Origin of the sequence: Pseudomonas sp. ES3-33 (genome assembly GCF_000952175.1) — a bacterium.
Taxonomy (GTDB): Bacteria; Pseudomonadota; Gammaproteobacteria; order Pseudomonadales; family Pseudomonadaceae; genus Aquipseudomonas; species Aquipseudomonas gregormendelii.
Genome location: NZ_JZRI01000157.1, coordinates 1 through 15497 on the forward strand (window position 1 = coordinate 1; position 15497 = coordinate 15497).

Below are 15497 nucleotides of genomic sequence, written 5' to 3' on the forward strand. Positions count from 1 at the left end.
CAATACTTTTTAGTTCTATGGTCTCGGTATTGTAATCTTGAAATTCTATTATGTTTGGCTCGACTGCGAAGACCTGTCCCGGATGCATTTGTGCGATTTTCAAGCTGATCTCAAGAGCTGGACTTTTTCGTAAGTCATCAATATTGGGTTTGAAAGCAAGGCCGAAGCATGCAATCGTTAAGTCCGCTGCAGTCTTATTTGGTCTTTTAAGCAATAACTCGGCTATCGCGATTTTCACAGATTCGATCACCCATTCTGGCTTGGAATCATTAACTTCGCGAGCAGTACGAATTAGTTTAGCCTGTTCAGGTGTTTTACTTACAATGAACCAAGGATCTACTGCAATACAGTGACCTCCGACACCTGGGCCAGGTTGTAATATATTGACTCTGGGGTGGCGATTTGCTAGTCGAATCAACTCCCAGACGTTTATCTCTAATTTACCGCAGATCATCGATAGTTCGTTAGCGAAGGCGATGTTCACATCGCGGAAGCTATTTTCAGTGAGCTTGCACATTTCCGCAGTGCGTGCGTTGGTGACGATGCACTCACCTTGAACGAAGACTTTGTACAGGCTTATGGCCAATTCGGAGCATTTAGAAGTCATCCCTCCGATTACCCTGTCATTTTGTACTAATTCGCGCAGAACATGTCCAGGCAGCACTCGCTCTGGACAATGAGCGATGCGAATGTCTGAGTCTTGCCCATGAGTTTGTGGAAAACTTAAATCCGGCCTTGCATCGGCGAGCCACGTAGCCATCTGCTCTGTAGCGCCTACAGGTGAAGTAGACTCCAAGATGACTAAGTCGCCTTTCTTCAGGACAGGGGCGATGCTTTTACTCGCAGACTCGATATAGCTTAAATCCGGTTCGTGGTCTCCCCTGAACGGAGTAGGTACTGCGATCAGAAACGCATCAGCAGGTTCAGGTTTTGTGGTTGCACGTAGGTAGCCTTCGGTAACGGCCGCGTGCACAACCATGTCCAAGTCTGGCTCAACGATATGAATCTGGCCGCGATTTATGATATCTACCGCGTTTTGGTTCACGTCGACTCCTATCACTTTTTTCTTGCGTGAGGCGAAGACGGCCGCTGTGGGCAAACCGATGTAGCCGAGACCGATGACAGATATGGTTGCGAAAGGCATGAAACGTCCTTGATTAATGTATTTTGAACTTGTTATAGCTGGCGCTTACTAGTGGGGTCAAACGACATCGTGATTGCTAAGCAGCGATTCAAGAATACGCTGGCACGCTTTTCCATCGCCATATGGGTTGTGAGCAAAACTCATCGTGCGGTAAGCTAATGGGTCGGTTAGTAAGCGGCTCAACTCCCGAACGATGTTGACCGTTTCCGTGCCCACAAGTTTTACGGTGCCTGCAGCTACTGCTTCTGGTCGTTCAGTTGTATCACGCATGACCAATACTGGCTTGCCTAATGATGGTGCTTCTTCCTGAATCCCGCCAGAGTCTGTCAGGATGATGTGTGCTCGACTCATCATGTAGACGAATGGCAGGTAGTCTAATGGGGCGATAAGGTGAATATTTTTTATCCCAGTCAATAGGCGGTTAACTGGCTCGCGTCCATTAGGATTGAGATGTACTGGGTAAACTATGTCTATCTCTGGATTTTGCTGGGCAACTTCCATTAACGCCTGACAAATTCGCTCAAACCCATCACCAAAACTTTCCCGTCGATGTCCAGTTACCAGTATTAATTTCCGACTTGGATCAAGGAATGCGCATGGTGCAGCTGCTTTCGAGTTTAGTTCTTGATCCTGATCTAGGCGTGCCACAACATCCAGCAAAGCATCAATTACTGTGTTACCTGTTACGATTATAGCTGTAGGATTAACACCTTCCCGTAAAAGGTTGGACTGCGATGTTTCTGTTGGAGCAAAGTGCAAGTTGGCGAGAGCTCCAGCCAGCTTGCGATTACCTTCCTCAGGCCATGGCGAGTAGAGGTTGCCAGTTCGCAAGCCTGCTTCCACATGTGCTACCGGAATCTGATGGTAATAGGCGGCTAGGCTGGCAGCAAAAGTGGTTGCGGTGTCTCCATGAACTAAAACGATATCTGGTTTGAACTGCTTGAAAGTGTGCTTCAGCCCTTGCAATATCGCCGTACTCACGTCTGTCAGATCCTGGCCGGGTTTCATAACGTTGAGATCAAACTCAGGTTTGATGCCGAAAAGGTCAAGTACTTGGTCTAGCATTTCGCGATGCTGCCCCGTGACGCAGACTTTTGACTCGAAGCGGTCATCAGAGGCCAGTGCTAGAACCAGTGGAGCCATCTTGATTGCTTCGGGGCGGGTGCCGAAGACGCAAAGAGTTTTCATTGAGCGCAAACCATAATATTAGTAACCATTGATTTCGTAGTCGCGTTGAATACTGCGCGCTTCCAAAATTGCGACAAGTGCTAGTAGATGTTTTCAGACAGCAGGGTAAACGGCGTCTTAATAAGTATTTTTATGTCCAACCACAACGACCAATTATTTATATAAGCTAAGTCAAGCTCCACGCGCTTTTCCATCTTCTCGATAGTTGCTGTCTCTCCACGAAAACCGCTGATCTGTGCTAGTCCGGTTATTCCTGGTTTGATCCGGTGGCGTGCCATGTACGCATCAATTTTCCCGGTATAGTAGTCGTTGTGCGCAACCGCGTGAGGGCGTGGGCCTACTAGCGACATTCGGCCTTGGAGGGCGTTGAATAGCTGCGGTAGCTCATCAATAGAAGTGCGGCGGATGAATTGACCAACACGGGTGATTCTTGGGTCACCGCGACTGGCTTGCTTTACTTCCTGATCATCGTGAACTCTCATGGAGCGAAATTTCCATACCTTAATTATTTTGCCATTCCAGCCGTGGCGCTTCTGCTTGAACAACACAGGTCCGGGTGATGACCATTTAACCGCAATTGCAGTGGCTAAAAGTATCGGACTGAGTAAGATGATCGCTATCAACGCTACACTGCGATCCAGCACAGCCTTAGACAGTGCTGCTGTAGGATATGAAGTCAGTGGGCTTTCATTAAGGTGAATGGCTGGTAGGCCTTCGATCTCCGATACCGAGTGGTTCAACAATATCAAACTTTGCAGGTCGGGTATCCAAATCACGTCCACGCTCGAATCGAGCAAGTCAATGTAAAGGCTTTCGATTTGTTCGGCTTCGCTCAATGGTAGCGCTATGTAAAGACGGCGGATCCGATGTGTTGAGATCAGGTCCCTAAGATGGGCGAGGTTGCCCAGAATTGGATAAAGGCCTTGGGCAGATAACGGATGATCGTGCGCAGCTACGAGCCCAATCAAGGGTTCGTTTTTTTGCCTAGCAAGTTTATCTGCGAGGTCGAGGGCCAACTCGCCAGTTCCGACAATCAGAGACGTGCGAGCTGCTTGAAGTTTTTGTTGGTAGCGCTTGGCGAGATTGTGCAATGGCACATATAGGACTGCTTGCAGAGCGAAACCGCTTAGCGCGAGGGTGATTATCACTTCACGTGAAAAAAGTTCGCTAGTCTTTGTGATAAAAGCCATCACCATCAGACCCGAAAGAAGGGTCATCCAACCCGCCAGCAGGCGACCAAGCCCGACGAGATAACCATGCTGTTTGTGATAGACCTGCATCATGGAGTATGCGGGGACTGATCCGAGCAGCATGAGCACGCTAAGGATTCGATACTGAGTGTCGACTTCCCCGGTTTTCATCATCGCCAATGCACAGAGCAGAAGGATGAGAACCGAAATGGCAGCCACCCATTGGGCCCAGAAGGTGAGGCCGCGGCCAGCTGGAAGTGAGCTGTTGCGCTTGCGAATCAAAATAATGTCCCTTGCGTTGAAATGGACATAGCCATCCGGGCAATGTCCGCTGTATGAAGGAAGTGCCTCCATTCAGCTGCAGTTACTATTTGGTCTTAGGCTCAAACCGGTCTTTGTCGTGGCCTTCCCGTATCCGTAGCAGGAAATGCGCTTCGTCTTGGCCAATATCAAGGTTTTTGGCACGCTACCGCCCCAGGATTCACCGTTGATTTCCTGAGAACGTGCGCCGTGGGTGCGACGTGAGCCGTAGGCATAAGCGCTGGCAATTTTTGGGGATGAGGATCAATCAGGCAGGCCGAGTCTTGGCTCGGTTAATGGCAAGCAGAGGAGATGAGTCCGTCCTTGACTGCAGCACAACGCGAGGTCTGTGCAATGGCATCCTGCCGGAGTGAGTGGTTGCCCTCAGCCGACGGCGCATTCTACTGATTTGGCGGGAAAGGTAAAACAGTATTGTCAGAAAGATCCTACATACGGAGCTGTGTGTTTTGAGTGATGGATCACAGCGGTGGTATCTGGAGTAACCAGCGAGTCTTAGGATTAGGACGGTATCGTTTTGGGTACAGTGGATGCGGGGAGGGGGCATTGAAGCGAGGTTGGGTGGCGAATGTGGAGAATGTGGAGAATGTGGAGAATTGTATTACGGCTCACGTGAGTGGTGTTGCGAAGGGGTTTAGATCAAAAGATCGCAGCCTTCGGCAGCTCCTAAAGGGGACGGCAGTGGCTGGAAGGTGATGGATTGTTTTTGTTTTATAGGTGAACCGGTGTCAGGTTTTTTCTATTGCTGTGATCGGGACACTCAGGGTGTGTTCGCGGTGTAGCAGTTGCAGAAGGATTACGATGCGTTCAGCGCCGTCGCGGGAGAGGAAGATGGCCTCTAGTTCTCGGTAGCTGCCGCTGGTGATGCGCACTTGGTCACCGGGTAGAAGGGCTATGGAGTCCTCGGGATAGTTGGAGAGTTGATTTTGAGTTCGTTGTTGGAGTTGTTCGACGAGTTCATCAGCTACGGCGATCGGCTGTTTTCCGAATGTGACCAGTTGGTTGACTCCGCGGGTTGAGCGGATGGGGTGCCAGTTGTCGTTAAGCTGGTCGAGTTGGATGAAGAGGTATCCAGGGAATAATGATTCCTCCGAAGTGGTGCGGCGGCCGCGTTGGATGCGTTCTACGTGTTGGGTGGGGCGGTAGCACTTAAAAGCTTGGCGCGTCAGATTCTCTTCGGCGCGCGAGTCCTGTCGTGGCTTGCACTGGATCAGGTACCAGCGGGGTGGCGGGTGCTGAGGAGGCATGCGATGGGCTCTCATGGGCTCTCATGTGTAGATCAGGGCAGCGGCGCCGCCCTGATATCCGGCGCTACTTTTTGTCTGAAGCGTATTCGTACTGGTAGTAGCTGTAGTTGCCGTAGCCATAGGCTGAAGCTTTTCGCTCTACTGCGTTGAAAATTGCGCCTTTGACGACGATGCCGTTTTGCTCGAATCTGCGCTTCGTCACCTGAATTTCCTTGGCAGCATTAACACCAAAACGAGTCACGATCAGGCTAGTGCCGGCTTGCCGTCCAACCAAGGCTGCGTCGGTCACTGCCAGAATTGGTGGAGTGTCGATAATGACTAAGTCGTATTCGCTGCTTACCTTTTCAAGGAACTGAGTGAAATTGCTATGCATTAACAACTCTGAAGGATTAGGTGGGATCTGTCCGCGAGTGATGATGTACAGATTATCTACTTCGGTTGGATGCGTAGCGGTATTTAGATCAATTTTACCAGCTAGGAGGTCTGAAAGTCCGTTGCATACATCCATACGGAACAGCTTATTTAGATAACCTTTACGCATATCGGCGTCGACCAGCAAAACTTTTTGTCCTGTTTGGGCAACAATCGCTGCCAAATTGCATGAAACGAAGGATTTGCCTACGGCCGGACTGGGACCGGAGATCATCAGAATGTTGTTCTTCGCTTCCAGAGTGGCAAAATGCAAGCTGGTACGCAGGCTCCGCAATGACTCTACTGCAAGGTCCGCAGGATTGTTAACTGCCAGGAGAAGCGATCCAGTGGATTGGCGCGCACCAGCTTTCAGGCTAGCCTCAATCAGGGATTGCCCTTTGCTGAGTGGGATGGAAGCGTATACCGGAATACCAAGTTGTTCGATGATCTCTGGGTCTTCAACACCGCGATTCATGGCTTTGCGAATGAGTACGTAAGCAACGGCAAGCAGGCCACCCAGCAGAGTTGCAATTAAAACAATCAACGCCTTCTTGGGTTTGACTGGCTTCTCGATATTCGCGTCAGCCGAGTCGATGATACGGACGTTGCCGACCGTCCCTGCGCGGATAATATCCAATTCCTGCGTCTTGTTCAGAAGTTGGGTATATATCTCGGTGGTCACCTGCATGTCACGAGCCAAGCGTAGAAGTTCTTGCTGAGTTTCAGGGAGATTTTTTACTTTCTTTTCGAGCCCACGTTTTTGTTGATCGAGCTGACCCATTTGTGTCATCAAGGCTTGGTAAGCCGGGTGTTCGCGGGTGAAACGGTGCTCCATTTCCGCTTGCTTCAGCTTAAGTTCTGAAATGAGCGTCTCCAAGGCCACAATCTGATCGAGTACCGCTTTTGTCTCAATAGTGATATCCACTGAGCGTGCGCTTGTCTGATAAGCGTTAAGGTGACCTTCAGCTTTTTCCAGCTGCTTCCGTACATCAGGTAGCTGTGTGCGCAGGAATTCTAGGCTTTGCGCTGCCTCTGCAGAGTTGCGCTGAACGTTCTGTAAAACGTAGAGCCGGCTGATTTCATCCAAGACTCTATTTGCCATCGCTGGGTCTTCGTTTTCGAGCGACAGCGAGATTATCCCGGATTCTTTGCCACGCTCACCCGCTGCTACATCTTCTTGGTACTGCAGGATGGAGTTAAGACGGCGCTGCTTGGTTACACCAAATACGGCCCCTGCATTAGCCTCAATAGTAGAGACCTGCAGCTTGAAGCCATTTTGCTCAAGCTTCTCGCCAGCTTGGCCATTTAGAAGCACTTCGTCATCATCGTTGAGCAAGGTAAGTGCATTATTGCCTTCAGCGCGCAGCGTAAGCCCTTTGCCTAGGTATGAATCCGGTACTTCCAATTGGAAAATATCGAGTTTTTCGCCTCCCCATGTGTAGCTGTTCAAGCCAAACAATGGTGAAGCTAACTCGCTTTTGCTCTCTGGTTTGAAGTGTCGGCTCAGAAAATGGCCGATCAGTGGAAAGTAGTTTGGCTCAACAAGAATGTCGAGCTTAAGATTTTCCACAGCCTTACCCAATACAGCACGGGATTTAAGCAGCTCGATTTCTGTCACAGCCGGAGAGGTGCCACCGAACATTTCACTCATTTCACCCATGCCGCCAAGAGCAGCCATCCCGCCTTTTTTCTCTTCAACCTGTACAAGCGCATTAGCTTGGTAGATAGGAGTAGAAAGCAGGGCGTAAGCAACACCCACTGCGCAGAAAAATGCGGTAATGCCGATAATGATCCACTTGCTATCGATCAGAGTGCCGAATAGCGCGAGCAGGTCGATGTCATCATCGTCGTCGCTGTGATCCTGAATAGGTAGGCTGTTTTGGCTTGGCATGCGGGGTACTTTTACAAGAGGTGATTATAATTTTTGCGACCAGCTGTCGACGCCTTGCGTCATCAACTGGTAGACGTGTTCGAATGCGACTTTCTGCTGGCGGTACGGGTCGGGAATTTCCTGGTTGTTCTGCCACTTGCCTAGCAGGAACGTCTTTCCGCGTACTTCCGGGGCCATTCGCGCGATGCTGTCCACGTGGCGCTGTTCCATGGTCAGTATGACATCGGCCTGTTGCAGCATTTCTCGAGTCAATTGCCGACCTTTATGGTCTGGCAGGTCGGCGCCGTGCTCGCGCAGGACTTCCAGCGCGGTGGCGTCCATGGATTTGTCCACGAGTGCGCCGAGGCCGGCTGAGCTTACGTCGATGCCGCGATGGGCCAGCTTGCTTTTAAGCAGGGCTTCTACGGTGGGGCTGCGGCAGATGTTGCCGATGCATACAACCAGGATTTTATTGAACATAGGGCTGCGCAGGTTACGGAAACGAGTGTGGTGACCGCACGGGCAGCAGGAGGAGGGGGATGGAATTCCTTTCCAGCGCAACAGTACGGCCTTCTCCGGTGCATTAATGCTGCCGGGGCCATTTTAAAAGCGTGCACTCTAGTGGCGTAGGGGGGGAGGGTCAAGGCTCTGTAGGAACTTTCTGTCATACGGGTGTTCGGTTGACCGCCCTGCCTATCCCGCCAGCATTGGGTAGGTGAATAACCCAAAATGCAGAAGGTTTAAGCCGAAATGCGTGGCGATGGCGGCGGCCAGTCCGCCGAAGCGGTAGGCCAGGCCGTAGCCGATGCCGGCGAGGGTTGCCAGCAGCATCCACTGCCACCCGGCGCCCCAGTGCGCGAGCCCAAAAACTGTTGCAGCAAGTAACACGGCGAGGTTTTCGCCGTACGGGAGGTGTTTGAGTCGTTGGCTCAGGCCGCCCTGTATATAGCCGCGGAACAGGGCTTCTTCTACCAGGGTGACTAATAGCAGGTTGTTGAGGAGCCAGATGCGCGCGACGTCGGGCCATTTGGGGGCCCATTGGATGATGCCCAGCAGCCAGGCGCAGGTGAAGGTGGCGAGTGCGGTGAGGGTCAGGGCGATGGCGCCGGTTTTCAGGGTGGGGCTGAAGGCGCGGCGGGCGATGATCCAGGGGCAGGCGAGCAGGAGCCAGAAGCCGAGCAGGGGTTTGTCGAGGTTGAGGTACATCGAGAAGGGTACGGCGTTGTCGCTGAAGCGTTGCGGCTCGATGACCTGGGCGTTGTGGAAGCCGGGCAGGTAGTGGAGGGCCAGGGCGATTGCGATGAGCACGAACAGGCTGTGGCCTAGGTAGCGGGCGTAGCGGTGGTTTTGGGGTTGGACGGCGAAGCCGGTTAGCAGGAGCAGGGTGATGGGGATGCTGGCCTGGAGGGACAGTTGACCGTAGGTGAGCGCCAGGACGTAGCCGGCGGTGAGGAGTGTCAGGTATGGCCAGGGCATTACGAGCATGAACATTTCCTTGTTTCAGGTTAGCTCGCTTTAGTGTGGGGCATTTAGGCAGATAGGGTCGTGGATCCTGCATTTCAAAATTGAAGACGACACCGAGTACTAGCTGCGGTTTGACCCAAGCACCGGTGCTTTTAATAGCGCGAATACTGAGCACAGGGATATATCGTTAACCTCCATCGCGAGCAAGCTTGCACCTACAGTGGATTGGGTTTGGTCGTGGGAGATTGGTTGGCTGTGAGGGCGCCATCGCCAGCAGGCTGGCTCCCACAGTGGTTCGAGTGCATTCAAGTCATTGGTTGAAAGGGCTCCAGGCGCCGTTACCGAAGAAACAGGGCCTGAAGCACCAACATCGTCCGCAGTTACGAAGCAATCAACTGGCGCAGCACGTAATGCAAAATCCCTCCCGATTTAAAGTACTCAACCTCATTTAGCGTATCAATCCGGCACAGCACATCGACCTTCTCGCGGCTGCCGTTTTCCCGGGTGATGACCAGGGTCAGGTTCATGCGCGGTGTGAGTTCGACGCCGGTCAGGCCGAGGATGTCGAGGGTTTCCTTGCCGGTGAGGTTGAGGCTTTTGCGGTTCTGGTCGAGTTTGAATTGCAGGGGCAGTACGCCCATGCCGACCAGGTTGGAACGGTGTATGCGTTCGAAGCTTTCGGCGATGACGGCTTTGACGCCCAGCAGGTTGGTGCCTTTGGCGGCCCAGTCGCGGCTGGAGCCGGTGCCGTATTCCTGGCCGGCGATGACGACTAGCGGGGTGCCGGCGGCCTGGTAGCGCATGGCGGCGTCGTAGATCGCGACTTTTTCGCCGGTGGGGATGTAGATCGTGTTGCCGCCTTCTTCGCCGCCGAGCATTTCGTTGCGGATGCGAATGTTGGCGAAGGTGCCGCGCATCATCACTTCGTGGTTGCCGCGGCGCGAGCCGTAGGAGTTGAAGTCCCGGGGATCCACGCCTTTGCTGCGCAGGTATTGGCCGGCGGGGCTGTCGACCTTGATGTTGCCGGCGGGGGAGATGTGGTCGGTGGTGACGGAGTCGCCGAGCATGGCGAGGACCCGGGCGCCGGCGACATCCTTGACCACCGGCGGCGGGCCGCCGATGTCGTCGAAGAACGGTGGGTGCTGGATGTAGGTGGAGTCGTCCTGCCAGACGTAGGTGGCGGCTTGCGGCACTTCGATGGCTTGCCATTGTTCGTCGCCGGCGAACACTTCGGCGTATTCCTTGTGGAACATGGCGGTGTTGACCTGGCTCACGGCGTCGGCGATTTCCTGGGTGCTGGGCCAGATGTCGCGCAGGTAGACCGGGTTGCCGTCGTGGTCGTTGCCCAGGGGTTCGCTGCTGATGTCGGTGCGCACGGTGCCGGCCAGGGCGTAGGCGACCACCAGTGGCGGGGAGGCGAGCCAGTTGGTTTTCACCAGCGGGTGCACGCGGCCTTCGAAGTTGCGGTTGCCGGACAGCACGGAGGCGACGGTGAGGTCGGCTTTCTGGATGGCTTTTTCGATCGGTTCCGGCAGTGGGCCGGAGTTGCCGATGCAGGTGGTGCAGCCATAGCCGACCAGGGCGAAGCCGAGTTGATCGAGGTATTGGGTCAGGCCTGCGGCCTTGTAGTAGTCGGTGACGACTTTCGAGCCGGGGGCCAGGGAGGTTTTGACCCAGGGTTTGCGGGTCAGGCCTTTTTCCACGGCTTTTTTCGCCACCAGGCCGGCGGCCATCATCACGCTGGGGTTGGAGGTGTTGGTGCAGGAGGTGATGGCGGCGATGACCACGGCGCCGTTTTTCAGGCGATAGGTGTGGCCGTCGTATTCGTAATCGGTTTCGCCGACCAGGTCGGCGTTGCCCACGGCCACGCCACCGCCGCCTTCACTTTCCAGGCGACCTTCTTCCTTGCTGGTGGGTTTGAACTGCAGGTCGATGAAGTCGCTGAAGGCCTGGGCGACGTTGGGCAGCGAGACGCGGTCTTGCGGGCGTTTTGGCCCGGCGAGGCTGGCTTCGACGCTGGACATGTCCAGGGCCAGGCTGTCGGTGAACGCCGGTTCCTTGCCCGGCAGGCGCCACAGGCCCTGGGTTTTGCAGTAGGCCTCGACCAGCTTGACGGTTTCTGGCGGGCGGCCCGAGAGGCGCAGGTAGTCGAGGGTGACGTCGTCCACCGGGAAGAAGCCGCAGGTGGCGCCGTATTCCGGGGCCATGTTGGCGATGGTCGCGCGGTCGGCCAGGGGCAGTTCGGCGAGGCCGTCGCCGTAGAATTCGACGAATTTGCCGACCACGCCTTTCTTGCGCAGCATCTGGGTGACGGTGAGCACCAGGTCGGTGGCGGTGATGCCTTCCTTGAGCTTGCCGGTGAGTTTGAAGCCGATGACTTCCGGAATCAGCATGGATACCGGTTGGCCGAGCATCGCCGCTTCCGCTTCGATGCCGCCGACGCCCCAGCCGAGTACGCCGAGGCCGTTGATCATGGTGGTGTGGGAGTCGGTGCCGACCAGGGTGTCGGGGAAGGCGTAGATGCGGCCGTCTTCATCTTTGGTCCAGACGGTGCGCCCCAGGTACTCGAGGTTGACCTGGTGGCAGATGCCGGTGCCCGGTGGCACGACGCTGAAGTTGTCGAAGGCGCTCTGGCCCCAACGGAGGAAGGCGTAGCGTTCGCCGTTGCGCTGCATTTCGATGTCGACGTTCTGCTCGAAGGCGCCGGCGGTGCCGAATTTGTCGACCATCACCGAGTGGTCGATGACCAGGTCCACGGGGGACAGCGGGTTGATGCGTTGCGGGTCGCCGCCAGCCTTGGCCATGGCTGCGCGCATGGCGGCCAGGTCGACCACGGCGGGGACGCCGGTAAAGTCCTGCATCAGGACGCGGGCGGGGCGGTACTGGATTTCCCGATCGGAGCGGCGCTCTTTGAGCCAGGCGGCAATGGCCTTGAGGTCGGCGCCGGTGACGGTCTTTTCATCTTCCCAGCGCAGCAGGTTTTCCAGCAGTACTTTTAACGACATGGGCAGTTTGTCGAGGTCACCGAGGCTCTTGGCGGCGTCGGGCAGACTGAAATAATGGTAGGTCTTGTCGTCGACTTGCAGGGTTTTGAGGGTTTTCAGGCTATCGAGGGACGGCATTACGATCACTCCTTTTGATCCGCACGGCTACGGACTGAGGGGACGAACTGAGGTCTTAACCTAGTCCTGTTTGCGGCTTAACGCTAATAACTGGACTCTATGGACAGGTCCAAGGTTCCGAACTCGGCTATCATGCGCCGGTTTTCGTGACAGGCTTTGCTTCAACGCAAGCCTGGGCATCGCGCAGTGGCTGAATTCCTCGCCATCTGCCCAGGAGTAATAATGAACACCCTCTTTATGCATTGCCGGCCGGGCTTCGAAGGCGAAGTCTGCTCCGAGATTTCCGAGCATGCGGCCCGTTTGAACGTGGCCGGTTATGCCAAGGCCAAGACTGCCAGCGCCTTTGCCGAATTTATCTGCACCGAGGAAGACGGCGCCGAGCGCCTGATGCGCGGGCAGCGTTTTGCCGATTTGATTTTCCCGCGCCAGTGGGCTCGCGGGATGTTTATCGAGCTGCCGGAAACGGATCGCATCAGTGTGATCCTGGCGCACATGGCTGACTTTCCGCTGTGTGGCAGTTTGTGGCTGGAGATGGTCGATACCAACGATGGCAAGGAGCTGTCGAATTTCTGCAAAAAGTTCGAAGTGCATTTGCGCAAGGCGCTGATGGCGGCGGGCAAGCTGGTGGAAGACCCGCTCAAGCCGCGGTTGCTGCTGACGTTCAAGAGTGGGCGCGAAGTGTTCATGGGGCTGGCGGAGTCGAACAATTCGGCGATGTGGCCGATGGGTATTCCACGGTTGAAGTTTCCCCGCGAGGCGCCGAGTCGTTCGACGTTGAAGCTGGAGGAGGCGTGGCACCACTTTATCCCGCGTGATCAGTGGGATGAGCGGTTGCACAGTGACATGACCGGTGTGGACCTGGGTGCGGCGCCGGGCGGCTGGACCTGGCAGTTGGTGAACCGCGGCATGCTGGTGACGGCGATCGATAACGGGCCGATGGCGGAAAGCCTGATGGAAACCGGGTTGGTGCAGCATTTGATGGCGGATGGTTTCACCTTCAAGCCCAAGCAGCCGGTGGACTGGATGGTGTGCGACATCGTCGAGAAGCCGGCGCGCAATGCGGCGATGCTGGAGGAGTGGATCGGCGAGGGGCATTGCCGTGAGGCGGTGGTGAACCTGAAGTTGCCGATGAAGCAGCGCTATGCCGAGGTAAAGCGCTTGCTGGAGCGGATTGCCGAGGGCTTCAAGGCGCGGGGCATTCGGGTGGAGATTGGCTGCAAGCAGCTGTATCACGACCGGGAAGAGGTGACCTGTCATTTGCGCAGGATTGATGTAAAGAAGCCCAAGTCCCGCTAACCCCACCCCCCCGTAGGAGCTGCCGAAGGCTGCGATCTTTTGATCTTGATGCTCAGCAACCTTGAAAGCTCAAGATCACGATCAAAAGATCGCAGCCTTCGGCAGCTCCTACGGGGGAGCGTGTTATGCCACAGATGACCGAACACCCGACATTGCGCGACAATGTCGGCCAGTTTCAGGAGTGAATCATGAGTGAAATGCTTGATACGCCGGTCGACGGCACCCTCGACGCCACCGGCCTCAACTGCCCGGAACCGGTGATGATGTTGCACCAGCACATCCGTGACCTGGTGCCTGGCGGTCTGCTGAAGGTGATTGCCACCGACCCGTCGACCCGCCGTGACATTCCCAAGTTTTGTGTGTTCCTCGACCATGAACTGGTTGGGCAGCATGAAGAGGCAGGGACCTACCTCTACTGGATTCGCAAGAAACTCGCTTAAGCAGCTCGCTTGAGCATGGATGAGCACCTTGTGGGAGCTGGCTTGCCAGCGATAGCGATGGTGAATGTGACACCGTCATCGCTGGCTAGCCAGGCTCCTACAGGGTGATGCGGATGCGGCGGCGGGCGCTGCGGGTCAGGCGGATGGAGAGCATCAGTGCCGCGCAGCTCAGGCCGACGATCAGGCCTTGCCATAGCCCGCTCGGGCCGCTTGGTTCGCCGAACCAGTCGGTGAGGCCTAGCGCGTAGCCCACGGGCAAACCAATGCCCCAGTAGGCGAACAGGGTCAGGATCATCGTTACCCGGGTGTCCTGATAACCGCGCAGGGCGCCGGCTGCGGTGACCTGGATTGCGTCGGAGAACTGGAACAGCGCCGAATACACGATCAGCATCGCCGCGACATGAATCACCGTCGGATCCGAGGTGTAGATGGTCGCGATCTGTTCGCGCAGTAACAGCATCATGCTCGCCGAAATGCACGCATACGCCAGCGCGGTGCCCATGCCGACGCCGGCGGCGAACCTTGCTTCCCGCGGTTGCTCGCGCCCGAGGGCCTGGCCGACGCGTACGGTGACGGCCATGCCCAGGGAGTAGGGGATCATGAACACCAGGGAGCTGAAGTTGAGGGCGATCTGGTGCCCGGCCACTACGGTCGCGCCGAGGCTGCCGATCAGCAGGGCGATCACGGCGAAGATGCTCGACTCGGCAAACACCGCAATGCCGATTGGCAGGCCGATGGAGAGCAGGCGCTTGATCACCGACCACTGCGGCCAGTCGAAGCGGCTGAACAACTGGCTCGACTGATAGGCCGGCGCCCAGCGTTCCCAGCCGGCCATGCCCAGGGCCATCACCCACATCACGATCGCCGTGGCCCAGCCGCAGCCAACGCCGCCCATGGCCGGTACGCCGAAGTGGCCATAGATGAAGATGTAGTTGAGCGGGATGTTCAGCGCCAGGCCGCACAAGCCCAGGACCATGGCCGGGCGGGTGCGGCCAAGGCCGTCGCTGAAGCAGCGCAGCACGTGGTAGAGCGCCACCGCAGGCAGGCCGCTGGCAATGCCGTGCAGGTATTGCATGCAGGGGGCGATGAGTTCGGGGTCGACGTTCATCAGGTGCAGGATCGGCTCGGCGCTGAGCAGCATGCCGGTGGCCATCAAACCTACGACCAGTGCGAGCCACAGCGCCTGGCGCACGATCGGGCCGATTTCGCTGTGGGTGCCGGCGCCAAAGCGCTGGGCGACTTTCGGGGTGGTGGCGAGCAGGGTGCCGGTCATCAGCAGGAACACCGGGACCCAGATCGAGTTACCCAGGGCCACCGCCGCCAGATCCCGCGGCCCGACCCGGCCGGCCATCACGGCGTCGACGAAACCCATGGCAGTGGTGGCCAGCTGCGCGATCATGATCGGCAGGGCCAGGCCCAGCAGGTTTTTCAGCTCCAGACGCACCCGGGCCGGGCGGGTGAGGGGGGTGGTAGAGGCGTGGTCAGTGGCGGAATTCAAGGCGTAACGTCCAAAGGTATTGATGCGCGAGGCGGGGCATTCTACGCGTTGACGCAGTGGTCAGGAAAATAGCTATGTTGGGGATTTGTAATTGCACAAAAACCATTCCCTCATCCCGCCACAGTCCCCGTAGGAGCTGCCGAAGGCTGCGATCTTTTGATCTTGGCTTTGACGGGTTCGAATGCCCCGAAGATCAAGGTCAAAAGATCGCAGCCTTCGGCAGCTCCTACGGGGGTGGTTGGTTAGTTTGAATGTCCTGGGATCAACGTCAAAAGATCGCAGCCTTCGGCAGCTCCTGCGGGTGGTGAG

At 56.1% G+C, this 15497-nt stretch carries 11 protein-coding genes; 2 read left to right on the forward strand and 9 right to left on the reverse strand.

Annotated elements, in window-relative coordinates:
• The 8 genes from wecC to acnA all read right to left on the reverse strand — a co-directional run.
• On the reverse strand, window positions 1–1144 hold a 1144-nt coding region (wecC, locus tag UB23_RS26700), incomplete at its 3' end, for a UDP-N-acetyl-D-mannosamine dehydrogenase (protein ID WP_045062378.1).
• A gap of 57 nt (window positions 1145–1201) precedes the next feature.
• The gene (gene wecB / locus UB23_RS26705; protein ID WP_082069255.1) at window positions 1202–2332 is read right to left on the reverse strand and encodes a non-hydrolyzing UDP-N-acetylglucosamine 2-epimerase; all 1131 of its coding nucleotides are present in this window, start codon (window positions 2330–2332) and stop codon (window positions 1202–1204) included.
• Window positions 2333–2412: 80 nt separating this feature from the next.
• A complete protein-coding gene (locus tag UB23_RS26710) occupies window positions 2413–3804 on the reverse strand; it encodes an undecaprenyl-phosphate glucose phosphotransferase (RefSeq protein WP_045062570.1) in 1392 nt (463 codons plus the stop codon).
• Window positions 3805–4568: 764 nt separating this feature from the next.
• A complete protein-coding gene (gene rfaH, locus UB23_RS26715; protein ID WP_045062571.1) occupies window positions 4569–5087 on the reverse strand; it encodes a transcription/translation regulatory transformer protein RfaH in 519 nt (172 codons plus the stop codon).
• A gap of 64 nt (window positions 5088–5151) precedes the next feature.
• On the reverse strand, window positions 5152–7389 hold the full coding sequence (locus tag UB23_RS26720; protein ID WP_045062379.1) for a polysaccharide biosynthesis tyrosine autokinase: 2238 nt from the start codon (window positions 7387–7389) through the stop codon (window positions 5152–5154).
• Window positions 7390–7413: 24 nt separating this feature from the next.
• Window positions 7414–7848 (reverse strand): low molecular weight protein-tyrosine-phosphatase, encoded by a 435-nt coding sequence (locus tag UB23_RS26725; RefSeq protein WP_045062381.1) that lies wholly within the window; start codon window positions 7846–7848, stop codon window positions 7414–7416.
• A 213-nt stretch (window positions 7849–8061) separates the two neighbouring features.
• Window positions 8062–8853 (reverse strand): CPBP family intramembrane glutamic endopeptidase, encoded by a 792-nt coding sequence (locus UB23_RS26730; RefSeq protein WP_045062383.1) that lies wholly within the window; start codon window positions 8851–8853, stop codon window positions 8062–8064.
• A 359-nt stretch (window positions 8854–9212) separates the two neighbouring features.
• A complete protein-coding gene (gene acnA, locus UB23_RS26735) occupies window positions 9213–11954 on the reverse strand; it encodes an aconitate hydratase AcnA (RefSeq protein WP_045062385.1) in 2742 nt (913 codons plus the stop codon).
• A gap of 222 nt (window positions 11955–12176) precedes the next feature.
• Here acnA and rlmM point away from each other — a divergent pair, with 222 nt between their 5' ends.
• Window positions 12177–13250: a 23S rRNA (cytidine(2498)-2'-O)-methyltransferase RlmM gene (gene rlmM, locus UB23_RS26740; RefSeq protein ID WP_045062387.1), complete on the forward strand. Its 1074-nt coding sequence runs from the start codon at window positions 12177–12179 to the stop codon at window positions 13248–13250.
• Between the two features lie 188 nt (window positions 13251–13438).
• Window positions 13439–13690: a sulfurtransferase TusA gene (gene tusA / locus UB23_RS26745; protein ID WP_045062389.1), complete on the forward strand. Its 252-nt coding sequence runs from the start codon at window positions 13439–13441 to the stop codon at window positions 13688–13690.
• A gap of 97 nt (window positions 13691–13787) precedes the next feature.
• Here the strand turns inward: tusA and UB23_RS26750 are convergent, their stop codons facing one another.
• Window positions 13788–15188, reverse strand: coding sequence for an MATE family efflux transporter (locus UB23_RS26750; RefSeq protein ID WP_045062392.1), 1401 nt, complete (start codon window positions 15186–15188; stop codon window positions 13788–13790).
• Window positions 15189–15497 lie beyond the last annotated feature (309 nt).